The following is a 13,198-nucleotide window of genomic DNA, read 5'->3' on the forward strand; positions in this document are numbered from 1 at the left end:
TGTCTTGACAGGAGGGAAGTCCGCCTAAAAACCCACCACCCCAAATCCTTCCCCACCCACAACACAGGGAGTTGACCCGTTGGTGCAGATAATGAAAAGTTTAAATCTTTGTAATCGAGCCATGAACCTTGTTTTCTCCATCCCACCCTGTCTCCGAAGGATCTCCATACATTCACATCAAATTGTTTTGTTCCTCCCAGGTTTTTGTATATTTCTTGTTGGACAGATATACCAAATTTACCCTGACTATATTTTAACCACAGATTGTCAATGGTGCGCAATTCTTGACAGGGAAAATTTTCTGCATCTTCTATTCTGAACGAACCCTCGCTTTGTCTGTTAGCTACTGCTAACATTACTCTGTATGTTTCTAAATCTGCTTCTCTAAAGTCTTGAGCTTTCAACAAGGTTTCTAATCTTGTGTACCTGCTCGGGGTGGGGATAACTGTGGGAGAATCTGTTACTCTTACAAAGACTTGCTGTGCTATTATTGTTAGTGTAAATAATCCTATCAGTGCGAATCCTGTCTTCTTTAAAATTCCTCTCCCTAAACTTAGTTTTTGTTGTTTATTGTTAGGAGATAAGGGTAATTTAACTGCATTTTGGTGAGAAGCAATCGTGGGCTTATCTACCTTGTTTGTTCGCTGTACTCTTGGTTGCTGAATCTGTTGTTGAGGCATTTTATCCAAAACCTGGGCCCAACTTTCAACTGCATAGCGCGCAGCTTCTTCTGTTAAGCCCAAATCATTCTGCATCTGTTTAGTTAACCTGCCTAACAACAATTCAATAGGAATGTTGCTAGAATTAAGTAGGTCTTTTGCAACACCTTGCTTCAAAGCACTGATAAGCAAAAATATCTCTCTTTTATATTCTCCGCTGTAGTCGCGCAAAAAGGCTTCACAACGTTGTGGATTGTCACATAGGGAGCGACCATGTTGAATAATAATTTCTTTGAGTTTTTGACGGGGTAAATCATTCATAATTGTAGTTCCATATTAGGGAAAAAGAATCATGGGGTCGGCGATCGCATCGTGAATGAGATAGCGGATGTATAAATCTAAATTGGGTTAGTTTTTTCAGGTGTGGGAGATTCGGTGATTTCAGGTGTGGGAGATTCGGTGATTTCAGGGGTGGGAGATTCGGTGACTTCAGGGGTGGGAGATTCAGTTGCTTCAGGGGTGGGAGATTCGTTTACTTCCCGTATTTCACGTTCAAGAAATTCAGCGATTTCAGGTTTGGAAGACTCATCGACTTCAACTTCAGTGGATTCAGTGATTTCAGGTTCAGTGGATTCAGTGATTTCAGGTTCAGTGGATTCAGTGATTTCAGGTTCAGTAGGCTCAGTGATTTCAGGTTCAGTAGGCTCAGTGATTTCAGGTTCAGTAGGCTCAGTAATTTCAGGTTCAGTAGGCTCGGTTATTTTACGTCTCAAAGATCTAGTTACTTTAGGTGTAGAAGACCTAGTGATTTCAGGTGTGGGAAGCTCCGTTATCTCAGTTGTGGGATATCCGTTGATTTCAGGTTCAGTAGAATTAGCTGTGAAGATTTGTTGTACTATTACTACTAGTATAAATAATCCTACTGAAACCCCTGCTTTTTTTAAAAGTCCTCTCCCTAAAACTAGCTTTTGCTGTTGTTGGTTCGTAGTAAAAAGGGGTGATACAACTGTAGTTTGCTGAGAAGAAACTGGGTGATTGAGCTTTTTATTTGCCTTATTTATTACGTCAAATCTCGGTTGCTGAATCTGTTGTTGAGGCATCTTATCTAAGGCCTGGGCCCAACTTTCAACCGCATAGTGTGCAGCTTCTTCTGTTAAACCCAACTCATTCTGCATTTTCTTTATCAGTCTGCTTACCAGCAATTCAAGAGGAACATTATTAGAATTGAGCAGGTCTTTTGCAACACCTTGCTTCAAAGCACTGATGAGTATAAATATTTCTCGCCTATATCCCCCGCAGTAGTCCCGCAGGAAAGCTTCACAACGTTGTGGGTTATCACATAGGGAGCGACCTTGTTGAATAATAATTTCTTTCAGCTTTTGGCGAGGCAAATCATTCATAATTTCAATGTTATACTAAACTTATGTTTATAATTGAGCTTTGTTTATTTAGCTTCAGTATAAGGATGGATTACTGAATTTATCATTCATCTGGTTTTTACATCTATTTAGCAAGCTCAACTTTACCATATTTTAGATATACTTCTTATAGCTCTGCCATGAGCTACATCAAACCATAATGGAAATTAATTGCACGATTCCCATAGCCAATATATACAAAACTACAATGATCTATTCTTGTATCAGCATAATTACACACAACTTGTTGAAGATGAGATTTTTTCTTTCTATTCAACATCAGTTAGTCTAAACCTCAGTAAAAAGGAGGAAAAAGGTGAGTGACCTACTAAAAGCAGGACAAACAGTCCATACAGAATCTTCTCAAACTCCTTGTGAAGTGGGGCAATTTCTCGGCGGTGGGGGTCAGGGAGAGGTCTATCAAGCTAATTTGGGTGGTAAACCTGTGGCACTAAAGTGGTATTATTCCCACTCTATTCAGGCGGATCCCTATCAAAGAGATCGGCTTGAGTCTGCTATTCAATCAGGATCACCGAGCGATCGCTTTCTTTGGCCCATAGATATTGTATCTGAACCAGGGATTGACGGATTTGGTTATATTATGCCATTGCGAGACCTTCGATATAAAGGCTTTGTGGATCTAATGAAACGGCGTATTCAACCAGAACCCACCTTTAGAACCCTAGCAACTACTGGATTTGAGCTGGCTAATGGATTTTTCAAACTTCATAGCAAGGGTTTATGTTATCGAGATATTTCTTTTGGCAACGTGTTTTTTGACCCGAAAACCGGGGATGTTTTAATTTGTGACAACGATAACGTCACTATTAATGGAGATCAGGAAGGTGGGGTTATGGGAACACCACGCTTTATAGCACCAGAAATTATTACTGACAAAGCGCGACCTAGTACCCAAACTGATTTATACTCCTTAGCCGTTTTACTGTTCTATATGTTGATGATTCACCATCCGTTAGAAGGAAAGAGAGAAACTGAAATTAAATGTCTAGACGCACCTGCCATGAATAAGCTTTATGGTACGGATGCGGTGTTTATTTTTGACCCTAATGACAATTCTAATGCACCAGTACCCAGCTACCATGATAATGCTCTCATCTTCTGGAAAATCTATCCACAATTCCTCCGTGACCTGTTTACCAAGGCATTTACTAATGGAATTAGAGATCCCCAAAATGGTCGCATCCGAGAGTCTGAGTGGCGGGGAGCAATGGTAAATTTGCGGGACTCTATCATCTACTGTTCACACTGTGGTGCTGAGAACTTCTATGATCCTGATGTATTAAAAGCATCTGGTGGTAAACCTAACCCCTGTTGGTCATGTCAAAAAGAAATTCTTTTGCCCCCTCGTATTCGTATTGATAGGAATATAACTATGTTAAACTATGACACTAAGCTATTTCCCCATCATATCAACGCCAATTTATTTGACTTTTCTCAGCCAGTAGCCGAAGTGACTCAAAATCCCAAAAACCCTAGCATTTGGGGAATTAAAAATCTTTCTTCAGAAAACTGGGTTTGTACTACAGCTGATAATCAAGTCAAGAATGTTGAACCTGGATACAGCGCAACTATTGCTGTGGGAACAAAAATCAATTTCGGTAAAGCAGAGGGTGAAATTCGCCTTTAAATTGTTACTACCAGTAAATCTACTTTTTTAATGAATCAAGGAGACATTTAATATGCCACTACCAGGTGAAGGATTATCCAACCGTCCCTTACATTTTATCTGGATTTGTGATTGTTCTGGTTCTATGTCTGTAAATGGTAAAATTCAGATTCTCAATACGGCAATTCGTGATGCAATTCCTTTAATGAGAAAGGAAGCGAATGAAAATCCTAATGCACAAGTATTGGTTCGCGCTCTTAAATTTTCCAGTGGGGCGCAGTGGCACATTGCTCAACCCACCCCAGTTGAAAATTTTAATTGGATAGATTTAGCCACTGAAGGTGTGACAGATATGGGTAGGGCACTCTCCATGGTTGCTGACCAACTAAAGATCCCACCCATGACTGACCGCGCTTTACCCCCTGTTTTAGTCCTGATTTCTGATGGTCAGCCTACTGACGACTTTAGCAGTGGTTTGAGTAAATTGATGGAGCAACCTTGGGGCAAAAAAGCTGTCAGAATTGCGATCGCTGTGGGTGGAGATGCGGATCATGAAGTATTGCAGAAGTTTATTGGCAATCCAGAATTATTGCCACTACAAGCGGACAGTCCCGATGCTTTAGTGAGACAGATAAAATGGGTTTCTACTGTTGTTTTAAAAGCTGCCTCTTCTCCTAGCAGTCAAGCTAATAACTCTAATTTATCAAGCGGAAATGTACCTATTCCCGTAGTGCCTCAAGCTGTTATCAATAGTGCATCAGATGTATGGTAGGATAGGAAAAATATGAAAAAAGACATACACCAGGAAAAATGGCGGTGCATTGGTGAGTCCGTGCGAGGGGCCTCTCATTTGCGCTCTGGATTGCCTAACCAAGATGCGATTCAATGGTATCCTGGTTACCCAGAAACAGGCATAGGTTTACCAGTAATTTTGGCTGTATCAGACGGTCATGGCAGTGCTAAGAGTTTCCGTAGTGATAAAGGGTCTCAGTTTGCGGTTTCAACAGCAATTCGGGTCATTCAAGAGTTTCTCTTGACCACTCAAAAGAGTGATATTAATTTTCCCACACTTAAAGATGGAACAGAAAGGCTATTACCACAGAGATTAGTCAATGAGTGGAGGAAAATTGTCCAGCAACATTTGCAAGAATATCCCTTTACTGATGAAGAAAAAGAGAACCTTGTAAAAAAAGATGGAGAATCTGCTTGGAAATCGGTGGAAAATAATAATTTTTTGGTTTATGGGGCTACCCTATTAGCAGTTTTAGTAACTGAGTCTTTTATTCTTTATATTCAGTTAGGGGATGGAGACATTCTTGAGGTAAATTCCCAGGGAGAGACCACCAGAATTTTAGAGCGAGACCCAAAGCTAATTGCTAATGAGACAACCTCACTGTGTATGAATAAGGCATGGAATGAGTTTCAGGTTCACTTGGAACCATATACGAAAGGTATGTCAAGAAAAATGCCTGCCCTAATTCTGGTTTCTACTGATGGCTACTCTAATTCTTTTTCTACTGACGAAGGATTTTTCAAGATTGGGAAGGATTATCTGAATATGTTCAAGTCAAACTCTGCTGAAAATGTTAGAGAAAAAATCCCAGTGTTTTTGAAAGAGACATCAGAAAAAGGAAGCGGAGATGACATCACTTTAGGCATTATCAAAAGACCTGAAATCAATGATCTAGACTATTTACCAGATATTTTAGAAAACTTGGATAAGAAAGTTACATTAGTTGAGGATCTTAACGTGAGACAAAAAGAGAGTATCTCAGATCTTGAAAGTAATATGAGACGCTTACAAGCTAGTGAAATAACAGTTAAAAATAAAATTGCAGTAGCAATAATAGGCCTAATTATTACTTTTCCTCTTACCCTTGTAAATATCCTGTTTAGTATTCACCTTTCTTCTCGTTTAGCTATTGTTGAGGGAAAAGGATTGAACCAGCAAGAAAAGGGAGATGCAGGTTTAAGAAATTTAGAATCGTCTCAAAGAAAACAACCTTTACGGGTAGATAAAAATGAATAACAGTTATTATTAATATGTCTCGATCTGGTTACTCCATGCAGGGCTTAAGCATTTGTATGGAGGAAAAATACTGTATTATTTAAACGGAGGAAAATACTTATGAATGAATTGCCTCGACAAAAACTTTGCGAAATTATCACTCAATACAGTAAGGATATTTGTAATAATCCTCAACGATGTGAAGGACTACTAAGGGACTTTTGTGGGCAATATAGTAAGGAGGTCTTTCTTTTAATAAACGCTCTCAAAAAGGGTGTAGCTACAGAGTTAGTAAAGTCTCAAGCTCAAATTCCTGAATCAGTTATTTTAGCTAAGCTAACAAAGCGATTGCAAGATGAGCTAGGAATAGCTGAGGAAGCTGCTTACTGGGCTGTAGATTCGTGGGGGTTAGCATTAGGGATTATTTCTGAACCACGAAGTAAAAATGACCTTGAAAGTCGAGAACAATTAATTTTACAGCGAGAACAAGAAGTAGAAAAACAGCAAAAACAAAAGGAAGAATATGAGAAAGAGTTACATAAATCTGATCGGGAAATAGAAATCTGGGTTTATATATCCGCACTTCTATCAGGTTCATATACCTTTTTACTTATAGGCTTAGCTATTTTGTCTGTAATAATTTATGTTTATCAACAAAGTGAAAAAACTCAAGAAATAAGTAATCTTAGTGAAGAGATGAATAATCTCACAAGTCAATATAATCAGAAAGTTGCAAAGCTTACTGAACAATCTAACAATCTAAAAGGGCAAATCGATAACCTTACAGATAAGAAAAAATCACTTTATAACGAAGTGCAAAACTTCCAAAATTCTTTAAAAGATCTTGAAAATAATCTGGAGAATAATCTCAATTTTTCTGGAGATACTTATTTAAACCTTTGTAATACAACTTCTAATGATACAATCAGCACTACTTTTATGTACCAAGAAGGAGAAGTGTGGAAATCAAAAGGATGGTGGGTTATTAAAAAAGGAGAGTGTACTAAACTTTTTGTACGATTGAACTATAGGGGATATATCTACCTCCATGGACAAACAAACAATCTTACCTGGGGTTCTAAAGATTTTTCATTTTGTGTGAAAAATAGTGCATTTGAGTTTGAAAAAGCTGATGAAATAGAATGTTCTGGAGAAAATTACAAAGCTAATGCAATTCAGTTTTTCGTTTTCCCAGGAGTTAATAACTATAATTTTAAAGATTATAAACTTTATACAGAATAATTCTTAAATTTCACTAGTTCAGTAATATTACAGTTGAATAAAATAAGTAAATCTAATGATAGAACAACCTCCGTATAACGCACTTTTAAGACAAATCATTCCTGGTGTAGCTGCTTACTCCACACCTATTTATTATGCTCTATTAACCCATCAATCTCTTGCTATAGCATGGATTTCAAGTCACCATCTGAAAATTCCTCTTCTTATACTTTCAAGAAGTCCCCCTTTTTAGCAAATGTATGATTTTGGTGGTTCCAATACCACTATTGTTCAGAGATTATCTATAGTACGGCAACAGCAAATCGCGCCAGGGAGCAGCATCAGGTCTGCACCTGGCACGAAAATTAACTTTAGTTCAGTGCAAGGAGAGATTCAATAATGAGGCAATCATCAAGTTGGAAAAAGGTTCTCTTGTTCGGTTTATTAGGTGCTTTGGGATGCTTTGTTGGATGGTTATTGGGGGAGTGGTTTCTTTCCTGGACTATGTTGTCACAACCAGATGAACAGGCTTCTACTCCTGCAATTATATTTAATCCGGAACTTACTAAACGGTTAGAAAGGGAAGGAGCTAAAACAGGAGATGTTCAGCTTTCTCTTTCATGGAACAATTATAACGATTTAGATATACATTGTATTGATCCATTGGGAGAGGAAATTTATTTCTCTCGCAAGCGATCGCAGTCAGGGGGGGAACTTGATGTTGACATGAATGCGGGTGGAAAGCAATCAAAAGAGCCAGTAGAAAACATTTATTGGCCTCCTGGTGGCGCACCAAGTGGAAAATATCAGGTGTTTGTTAATTATTATGCTCAGTATGATGATGCTGACTTAACTACTTTTACAGTTGGTGTAAAGGAAAAAAGTAAGACTCAAGAATTCTCTGGTTCGATTTCGCGCGGTCAACCAAAGCGACTCATTTATGAATTTACTGTTGAGGGAACCCCACAGCAACCAAAAGCGCAGCCTTTTTGGTATACAGTGCTTATTATCGGTTTATGGACAGCCTTGCTTGCTATTGGTTTATCTCTTGCGCTAGTAGTTGGGCAAAACCTTTATCTCCATCGTCCATTTTTATCAATTCGTCAAGGCGCTATTTTACTTGTAGGTGCATTAGCGGCAGGACTAGTTTCTGGTGGTTCTGCTCAAGCATTGTTGAGTTTAGTTGCTCAGTCAGAATTTCTTGCTAAAACAGGTTGGATTGCTGGCTGGACTCTTTTGGGTGGGCTTTTGGGATGGGGGATGGGCTTTTTTATCTCTAACTTACAAGCTAAACGAGCGATTATGGCTGGTGGTATAGGGGGATTTTTTGGTGCTTTAGCCTTTTTATTGGTTTCTGATAGTGCTGGCGATGCTTCTGGTCGTTTGGTGGGAGCAGTTATTTTAGGGTTCTTTATTGGGTTAATGGTCGTTTTTGTGGAAGTTGCTTTTCGTACAGCTTGGTTAGAAATTCAATATAATCCAAAAGAGATTCGTACTGTCAATTTGGGAATTGATCCCGTCAGTATTGGTAGTGATGCTAAAGCCTGTACTATTTACGTCTCTAATAGTCCATCTGTAGCGTTACGCTACCGATTAAATCAAGGGAAAATTCTCTGTGAAGATGTTGTTAATGGGGTAACTCAGACACTCCACCCGGGGGACACTCAGCGAGTAAGCAATATTACTGTCGTTGTTCGTAGTGCGGATATACCAGAGCAATTAGGGCATCAGAATGGATCTTTACCTTCTTATTCTCAACCTCAGACCCAATTTTCTTTACATATTAAAAGGCAGGTTATTTCTCTGACCAATGGAACTTGCTTAACTGCGGTAGAAATCCCTGGGTTAGAACCAAAAGGTTCTGATGGTGTAGTAGCACGGGTAAATACCAATCCTAAAGATCCTAGTATATTGGGTTTACAAAACTGCTCTCATCGAGCTTGGAATATAACTTTAGCTGACGGTGAGCAAAAGCAGATTGAATCGGGACGCAGTATTAAGTTGGCTACTGGAACGAAAATTAAATTTGGTTCAATTGAAGGACAAATTGCGTAATTTATGAGTTAGGTTTTAAGATTGATAGTAAAACCTACTGAAATAAGTAAATTTGGCTGTTGGCGAATTTACAAATAACCCACACTAGGGTTATTAATTAGCGAATTTCTCCTTCCACCGCACCAAACTTGATTTTGGTGCGAACTGCTAATTTAATACTACGCCCAGGATCAATCTGCTTTTGTTCACCATTAGGGAGTGTTGCTAACCAAGTGCTGTGGGAACAATTTTTTAAACCTAGAACAGTTGGGTCTTTAGGATTATAACTGACCTCTGCCACTATCCCATTAATACCTTGAGGTTCTAATCCTAGAATTTCTTTGGGACTAAACTGGGTGCCATTTGTTAGGGGAATCACTTGACGTTTAAGGTGCAGAGAAAATTGCCCAGGGGATTGCAAGACTGTTTTTTCTAACAGTGGGGAAGATGTATTCTTAGGTTTGTTAAAAAACTGGGGTGAAGTACCTGCAGCACAAACAACAATGGACATCCCTCCGATCATTTGTTGTGACCCTGGGTGCACTTGGTGGGTAGTTCCAGCAGGGATGTCTTCACATAAAATTTGTCCTTCGATGAGTTGATAACGTAGAGCTATAGGGGGTGCATTGTAAGCATAAACTGTACAGATATTAGGATTGCTACCAATACTGACAGGTTGAGAACCAAGACTAACAGTTCGACTTTCCCTAGGATTGTAACGAATTTCTAACCAGGCTTCTCGGAAAACCGCCTCAATAATAGCAATCATTAAACCGATACAAAAGCCAATAGCAGCAGTGCCAAATAAGCGGGCTGCTGTCTGTAAATCTTGACTAATGACAGCTATTAATACAAATAGACATCCACCTAATATACCCCCTGCGAAACCTCCTCCCATACCGCGTAACTTTCCTAAGTTGGGAATACGGAAACTTAAACCCAGTCCTAGCAAACCACCAGCTATACCCCAACAAAGGATTCGTAAAAACTCATTTGGACTCATAGCTCCAATACTCGAGTACAGGTATTGCGCAATTGCTCCGGCGATCGCGCCTGCTAAGAAACCCACCCCGATACCTTCTCGTATGGCTTTGCCTAGTTGTATTCCTCCTTTGAGATACTGAAAAGAGGCACTAAGTAAAGCAATAGCAATGCTTGCACCAATCATTCCGAACCAGATACCAATTCTAATAACAACATCACTCAGGGAGTTAGAGTTTTCATCTAGTATAATGGAGTAAAAAACTTCACCAATTAAAGCACCAATAGCACCACCACCTGCACCCCAAAGAGCGAACTGTGTGGCTTTTCCGGCTATGATATTGTTAATATTGTTGTTCAAGGCTATTTTTTCTCCCCTGTTATATTAAATTAAACAACATTTTAAAAGCTATAGGTTGAATCCCCGTCAATAGCCTAAATTCAGTTCTACCCCCATGGGTATCTCATGCACTGATTTTTCATTACGGATATAAATAATCTATCAGGTGATATGGGTTACACTCTACATGTCTTGATAGGAGGGAAACCACAAAACCACCCAACACCCAACACCCCCCACACCATCGTCATAGACCGTCTCACTGTTGGGAGTTGACCCTTTGGTGCGGATAGTGAAAAGTTTAAATCGCTGTAGTTGAGCCATGAACCTGCTGACCTCCATCCTACGTGATCTCCGAAGGATCTCCATACATTCTTATTATATTGTTTTGTTCCCCCTAGGTTTTTGTATATTTCTTGTTGAACAGATATACCAAATCTACCCTGACTATATTTTAACCAGAGATTGTCAATAGCTCGCAATTCTTCACAGGGAAAATTTTCTGCATCTTCTACTCTTAACCAACCCTCGTTTTGTCTGTTAGCTACTGCTAACATTACATTCCCTGTTTCTTCATCTGCTCTTTTAAACTTTTGAGATTTTAATAAGGTTTCTAATTCTTTGTAGCTGCTAGGTATAGGTACTAAAGATGTTGTTTCTTGTTTCTGCTTACCCCTTCTAGTCTCTAGTAGCGCAGTGATTTCACCTTGCAGTTTAAGGTTTTCAGTTTTACCTACTTTGTTTTGCCCTTGTAATGTGACGATTTGAGGCATCTTATCTAAAGCCTGGGCCCAACTTTCAACTGCATATTGGGCAGCTTCTTTTGTTAAACCCAAATCATTCTGCATTTGGTTAATTAATCTACCTAATAGCACCTCAATAGGAGTGTTGTTAGAATTGAGTAAATCTTTTACAACACCTTGCTTTAAAGCACTGATAAGCAAAAATATTTCTCTTTTATATTGTCCGCAGTAGTCACGCAAAAAAGCTTCGCAACGGTGTGGATCGTCACACAGGGAGCGACCATGTTGAATAATAATCTCTTTTAGCTTTTGACGAGGTAAATCATTCATAATTGCATTTTTGCATATAGGTTAAACTTTGCTAAGATTTTAACAGTTAGTTTTGAAATATAGTGCCTTAAAATGGGTGCGTCTGTAAAGCACTCCCTACAGGATCTTGCATTCAGGGTCCCCTGTGTTTCTTCCCAAGGGAAAATTCTGAACGTAAGGAGGGGCGATTGTATTGCACTTCTATATGGGCGATCGCATGTTTTGTTGATTTACTTTCAGTGCTGTTCCAGAGACAAAAAGTACTATCGCAAATCGCTCCTTACACGAAATTGCACCTGGGGTGGGAAAGGTTCTAAAAATGCGATCGCCAGATATTGTTTTAAGGTTTTTGGATAAAAATAAACAAAAAGGAGTAAAACATGAAGAAGGTAGAAGACTTAACCAAAATTTTTTTGGAGATAGATGAAGAACTTATTCGCAAGGGAGTTGAACCATATACTCGTCCTTTTGCAGCGTGTTCAGAAATTGCACAACATCTGTTTCCTGGAACTAATTTACCTATGGATGATCCAATTTTTCAAAGTATTAATCAAATTTATAGAGATTTTTACGGTTCAGCATATTTACATCTTCCTCCTGCTTATATAGGATGCTTTATGTTTCGAGACGTATTTTTACCCATTCGGCTTCCTGTTATATATGGTGAATTTCTGATTAATCCTATTGATTTTTTAACAGATATACCTGAAACTCAAAATCTAAAGCGATGGCTATTCAAAGATCACAAAGCTGTCTTGACTTTTTTTGATCAGGTTATTGATGTAATGGATTTTGTATATGGAATTGATGATCTTGAGAAAGGAGATAAATTACCCCCAAAAGCAATAGAATTTTTCTATCTTGCAAAACAGCAAATGCAAGCAGCGGCAGCAACATTACTAGGCTCGTTTGATAAATATGCAGTCATCCAAAATTGCTGCCTTGCGACTGAGCTATTGCTGAAGGGCGCGTTAATTGCAAAAAAAATAGATATAGAAACTTTGAAAAAAAAATATGGACATGACCTAAAATGTCTCCTTAAAAAAAATTTTGATTTATTACCTGGACTTAATCAAGACATGCTATCAGACATAATTCATAAACTGCCGGACTATACAAAAAGTAGATATGAACTCAAAGATTTCTCACGTCTGAAACTGGGTGAGGTTTTCATGAAAACACAATTTATTAGTGGTGATATTCTACGGCAGTTTTCTGACCGTAACTCCCGAGCAAATTTTAATATGGGTCAAGAATTAGATGTGACTATCCGTACATTCCCAAAGAAGCAGTTAGAGTAAGATAGAATTTGGCATCAGGGTGATTGTATTTTCTGCAAACAAATTGTTTACTGTCCACTAAGTATTTTACCAATAAAAAACAGGATGTTTTTGGATCAGCAATCGCATGTTATGTAGACTTACTTTCATTGCTATACTGCAGATAATAAGGTATACAAAAGTGTGATCGCACTTCCTAAGTTTTACACTTTTTTACCAGGCGACTACCCTATCGCGAAGCACTCCATTTTGGCGATCGCATTTAGGGTCTCCCCAGTTTCTTCTCAAGGGAAAATTCTGAACGTATAAAGAGGCGATCGCACTTAGGAAATATCCCCCTGTTCTTCCCCAATAGAAAATTCTCAACGTGTTGATGGGCGATTGCGCAGCACTCCCTAAGGGATCTCGCATTCAGTGTTCCCCCCGGTTCCTTCTCAAGGGAAAATTCTGAATGTGTTGAGGGGCGATTGCGCAGCACTCCCTTTGGGAGATCGCGAAGCACTCCCTACGGGAGACAGCACATTCTCAGCTTTATATTGAGAATAACCCAGTCTTCAATTTTTATGAGTCGAAAACCA

At 38.9% G+C, this 13,198-nt stretch carries 11 protein-coding genes; 6 read left to right on the forward strand and 5 right to left on the reverse strand.

Annotated features, from left to right (window positions below):
• Both ASL19_RS18640 and ASL19_RS10250 read right to left on the reverse strand, forming a co-directional pair.
• Nucleotides 1–980, reverse strand: a 980-nt coding sequence (locus ASL19_RS18640) for a GUN4 domain-containing protein (protein WP_235528981.1), incomplete at its 3' end; no start/stop codon positions are given.
• A gap of 77 nt (nt 981–1,057) precedes the next feature.
• Entirely contained in the window at nt 1,058–2,059 is a 1,002-nt protein-coding gene (locus tag ASL19_RS10250) for a hypothetical protein (protein WP_057178262.1), read from the reverse strand.
• 334 nt (nt 2,060–2,393) lie between these two features.
• Between ASL19_RS10250 and ASL19_RS10255 the strand changes: the two genes are divergently transcribed.
• The 5 genes from ASL19_RS10255 to ASL19_RS10275 all read left to right on the forward strand — a co-directional run bounded on the left by ASL19_RS10255 (nt 2,394) and on the right by ASL19_RS10275 (nt 8,988).
• Complete coding sequence (locus ASL19_RS10255; RefSeq protein WP_057178263.1) at nt 2,394–3,725, forward strand: protein kinase; 1,332 nt, start codon at nt 2,394–2,396, stop codon at nt 3,723–3,725.
• Between the two features lie 52 nt (nt 3,726–3,777).
• A complete protein-coding gene (locus ASL19_RS10260; protein ID WP_057178264.1) occupies nt 3,778–4,476 on the forward strand; it encodes a VWA domain-containing protein in 699 nt (232 codons plus the stop codon).
• Nucleotides 4,477–4,488: 12 nt separating this feature from the next.
• Nucleotides 4,489–5,733 (forward strand): PP2C family serine/threonine-protein phosphatase, encoded by a 1,245-nt coding sequence (locus tag ASL19_RS10265; RefSeq protein WP_057178265.1) that lies wholly within the window; start codon nt 4,489–4,491, stop codon nt 5,731–5,733.
• Between the two features lie 99 nt (nt 5,734–5,832).
• The gene (locus tag ASL19_RS10270) at nt 5,833–6,954 is read left to right on the forward strand and encodes a DUF1036 domain-containing protein (RefSeq protein ID WP_057178266.1); all 1,122 of its coding nucleotides are present in this window, start codon (nt 5,833–5,835) and stop codon (nt 6,952–6,954) included.
• A gap of 378 nt (nt 6,955–7,332) precedes the next feature.
• Nucleotides 7,333–8,988 (forward strand): YfaP family protein, encoded by a 1,656-nt coding sequence (locus ASL19_RS10275; RefSeq protein WP_057178267.1) that lies wholly within the window; start codon nt 7,333–7,335, stop codon nt 8,986–8,988.
• Between the two features lie 97 nt (nt 8,989–9,085).
• On the opposite strand, the gene ASL19_RS10280 is transcribed toward ASL19_RS10275, so the two are convergent.
• Both ASL19_RS10280 and ASL19_RS17170 read right to left on the reverse strand, forming a co-directional pair.
• Nucleotides 9,086–10,309: a hypothetical protein gene (locus tag ASL19_RS10280; protein WP_200959847.1), complete on the reverse strand. Its 1,224-nt coding sequence runs from the start codon at nt 10,307–10,309 to the stop codon at nt 9,086–9,088.
• 155 nt (nt 10,310–10,464) lie between these two features.
• Nucleotides 10,465–11,361 (reverse strand): GUN4 domain-containing protein, encoded by an 897-nt coding sequence (locus ASL19_RS17170; protein ID WP_152980427.1) that lies wholly within the window; start codon nt 11,359–11,361, stop codon nt 10,465–10,467.
• Between the two features lie 359 nt (nt 11,362–11,720).
• On the opposite strand from ASL19_RS17170, the gene ASL19_RS10290 reads away from it, so the two are divergent.
• A complete protein-coding gene (locus ASL19_RS10290; protein WP_057178268.1) occupies nt 11,721–12,641 on the forward strand; it encodes a hypothetical protein in 921 nt (306 codons plus the stop codon).
• A 192-nt stretch (nt 12,642–12,833) separates the two neighbouring features.
• Here the strand turns inward: ASL19_RS10290 and ASL19_RS17590 are convergent, their stop codons facing one another.
• Nucleotides 12,834–13,031: a hypothetical protein gene (locus tag ASL19_RS17590; RefSeq protein ID WP_152980428.1), complete on the reverse strand. Its 198-nt coding sequence runs from the start codon at nt 13,029–13,031 to the stop codon at nt 12,834–12,836.
• Between the last annotated feature and the right edge of the window lie 167 nt (nt 13,032–13,198).

This window comes from Cylindrospermopsis sp. CR12 (genome assembly GCF_001432185.1).
GTDB lineage: Bacteria > Cyanobacteriota > Cyanobacteriia > Cyanobacteriales > Nostocaceae > Raphidiopsis > Raphidiopsis raciborskii.

What these genes read in the sequence shown, in the direction of transcription:
- ASL19_RS10250 (WP_057178262.1), bottom strand. Translation starts at nt 2,059, where the DNA reads ATGAATGATTTGCCTCGCCAAAAGCTGAAAGAAATTATTATTCAACAA.
- ASL19_RS10260 (WP_057178264.1), top strand. Translation starts at nt 3,778, where the DNA reads ATGCCACTACCAGGTGAAGGATTATCCAACCGTCCCTTACATTTTATC.
- ASL19_RS10265 (WP_057178265.1), top strand. Translation starts at nt 4,489, where the DNA reads ATGAAAAAAGACATACACCAGGAAAAATGGCGGTGCATTGGTGAGTCC.
- ASL19_RS10270 (WP_057178266.1), top strand. Translation starts at nt 5,833, where the DNA reads ATGAATGAATTGCCTCGACAAAAACTTTGCGAAATTATCACTCAATAC.
- ASL19_RS10275 (WP_057178267.1), top strand. Translation starts at nt 7,333, where the DNA reads ATGAGGCAATCATCAAGTTGGAAAAAGGTTCTCTTGTTCGGTTTATTA.
- ASL19_RS17170 (WP_152980427.1), bottom strand. Translation starts at nt 11,361, where the DNA reads ATGAATGATTTACCTCGTCAAAAGCTAAAAGAGATTATTATTCAACAT.
- ASL19_RS10290 (WP_057178268.1), top strand. Translation starts at nt 11,721, where the DNA reads ATGAAGAAGGTAGAAGACTTAACCAAAATTTTTTTGGAGATAGATGAA.
- ASL19_RS17590 (WP_152980428.1), bottom strand. Translation starts at nt 13,031, where the DNA reads ATGCGAGATCCCTTAGGGAGTGCTGCGCAATCGCCCATCAACACGTTG.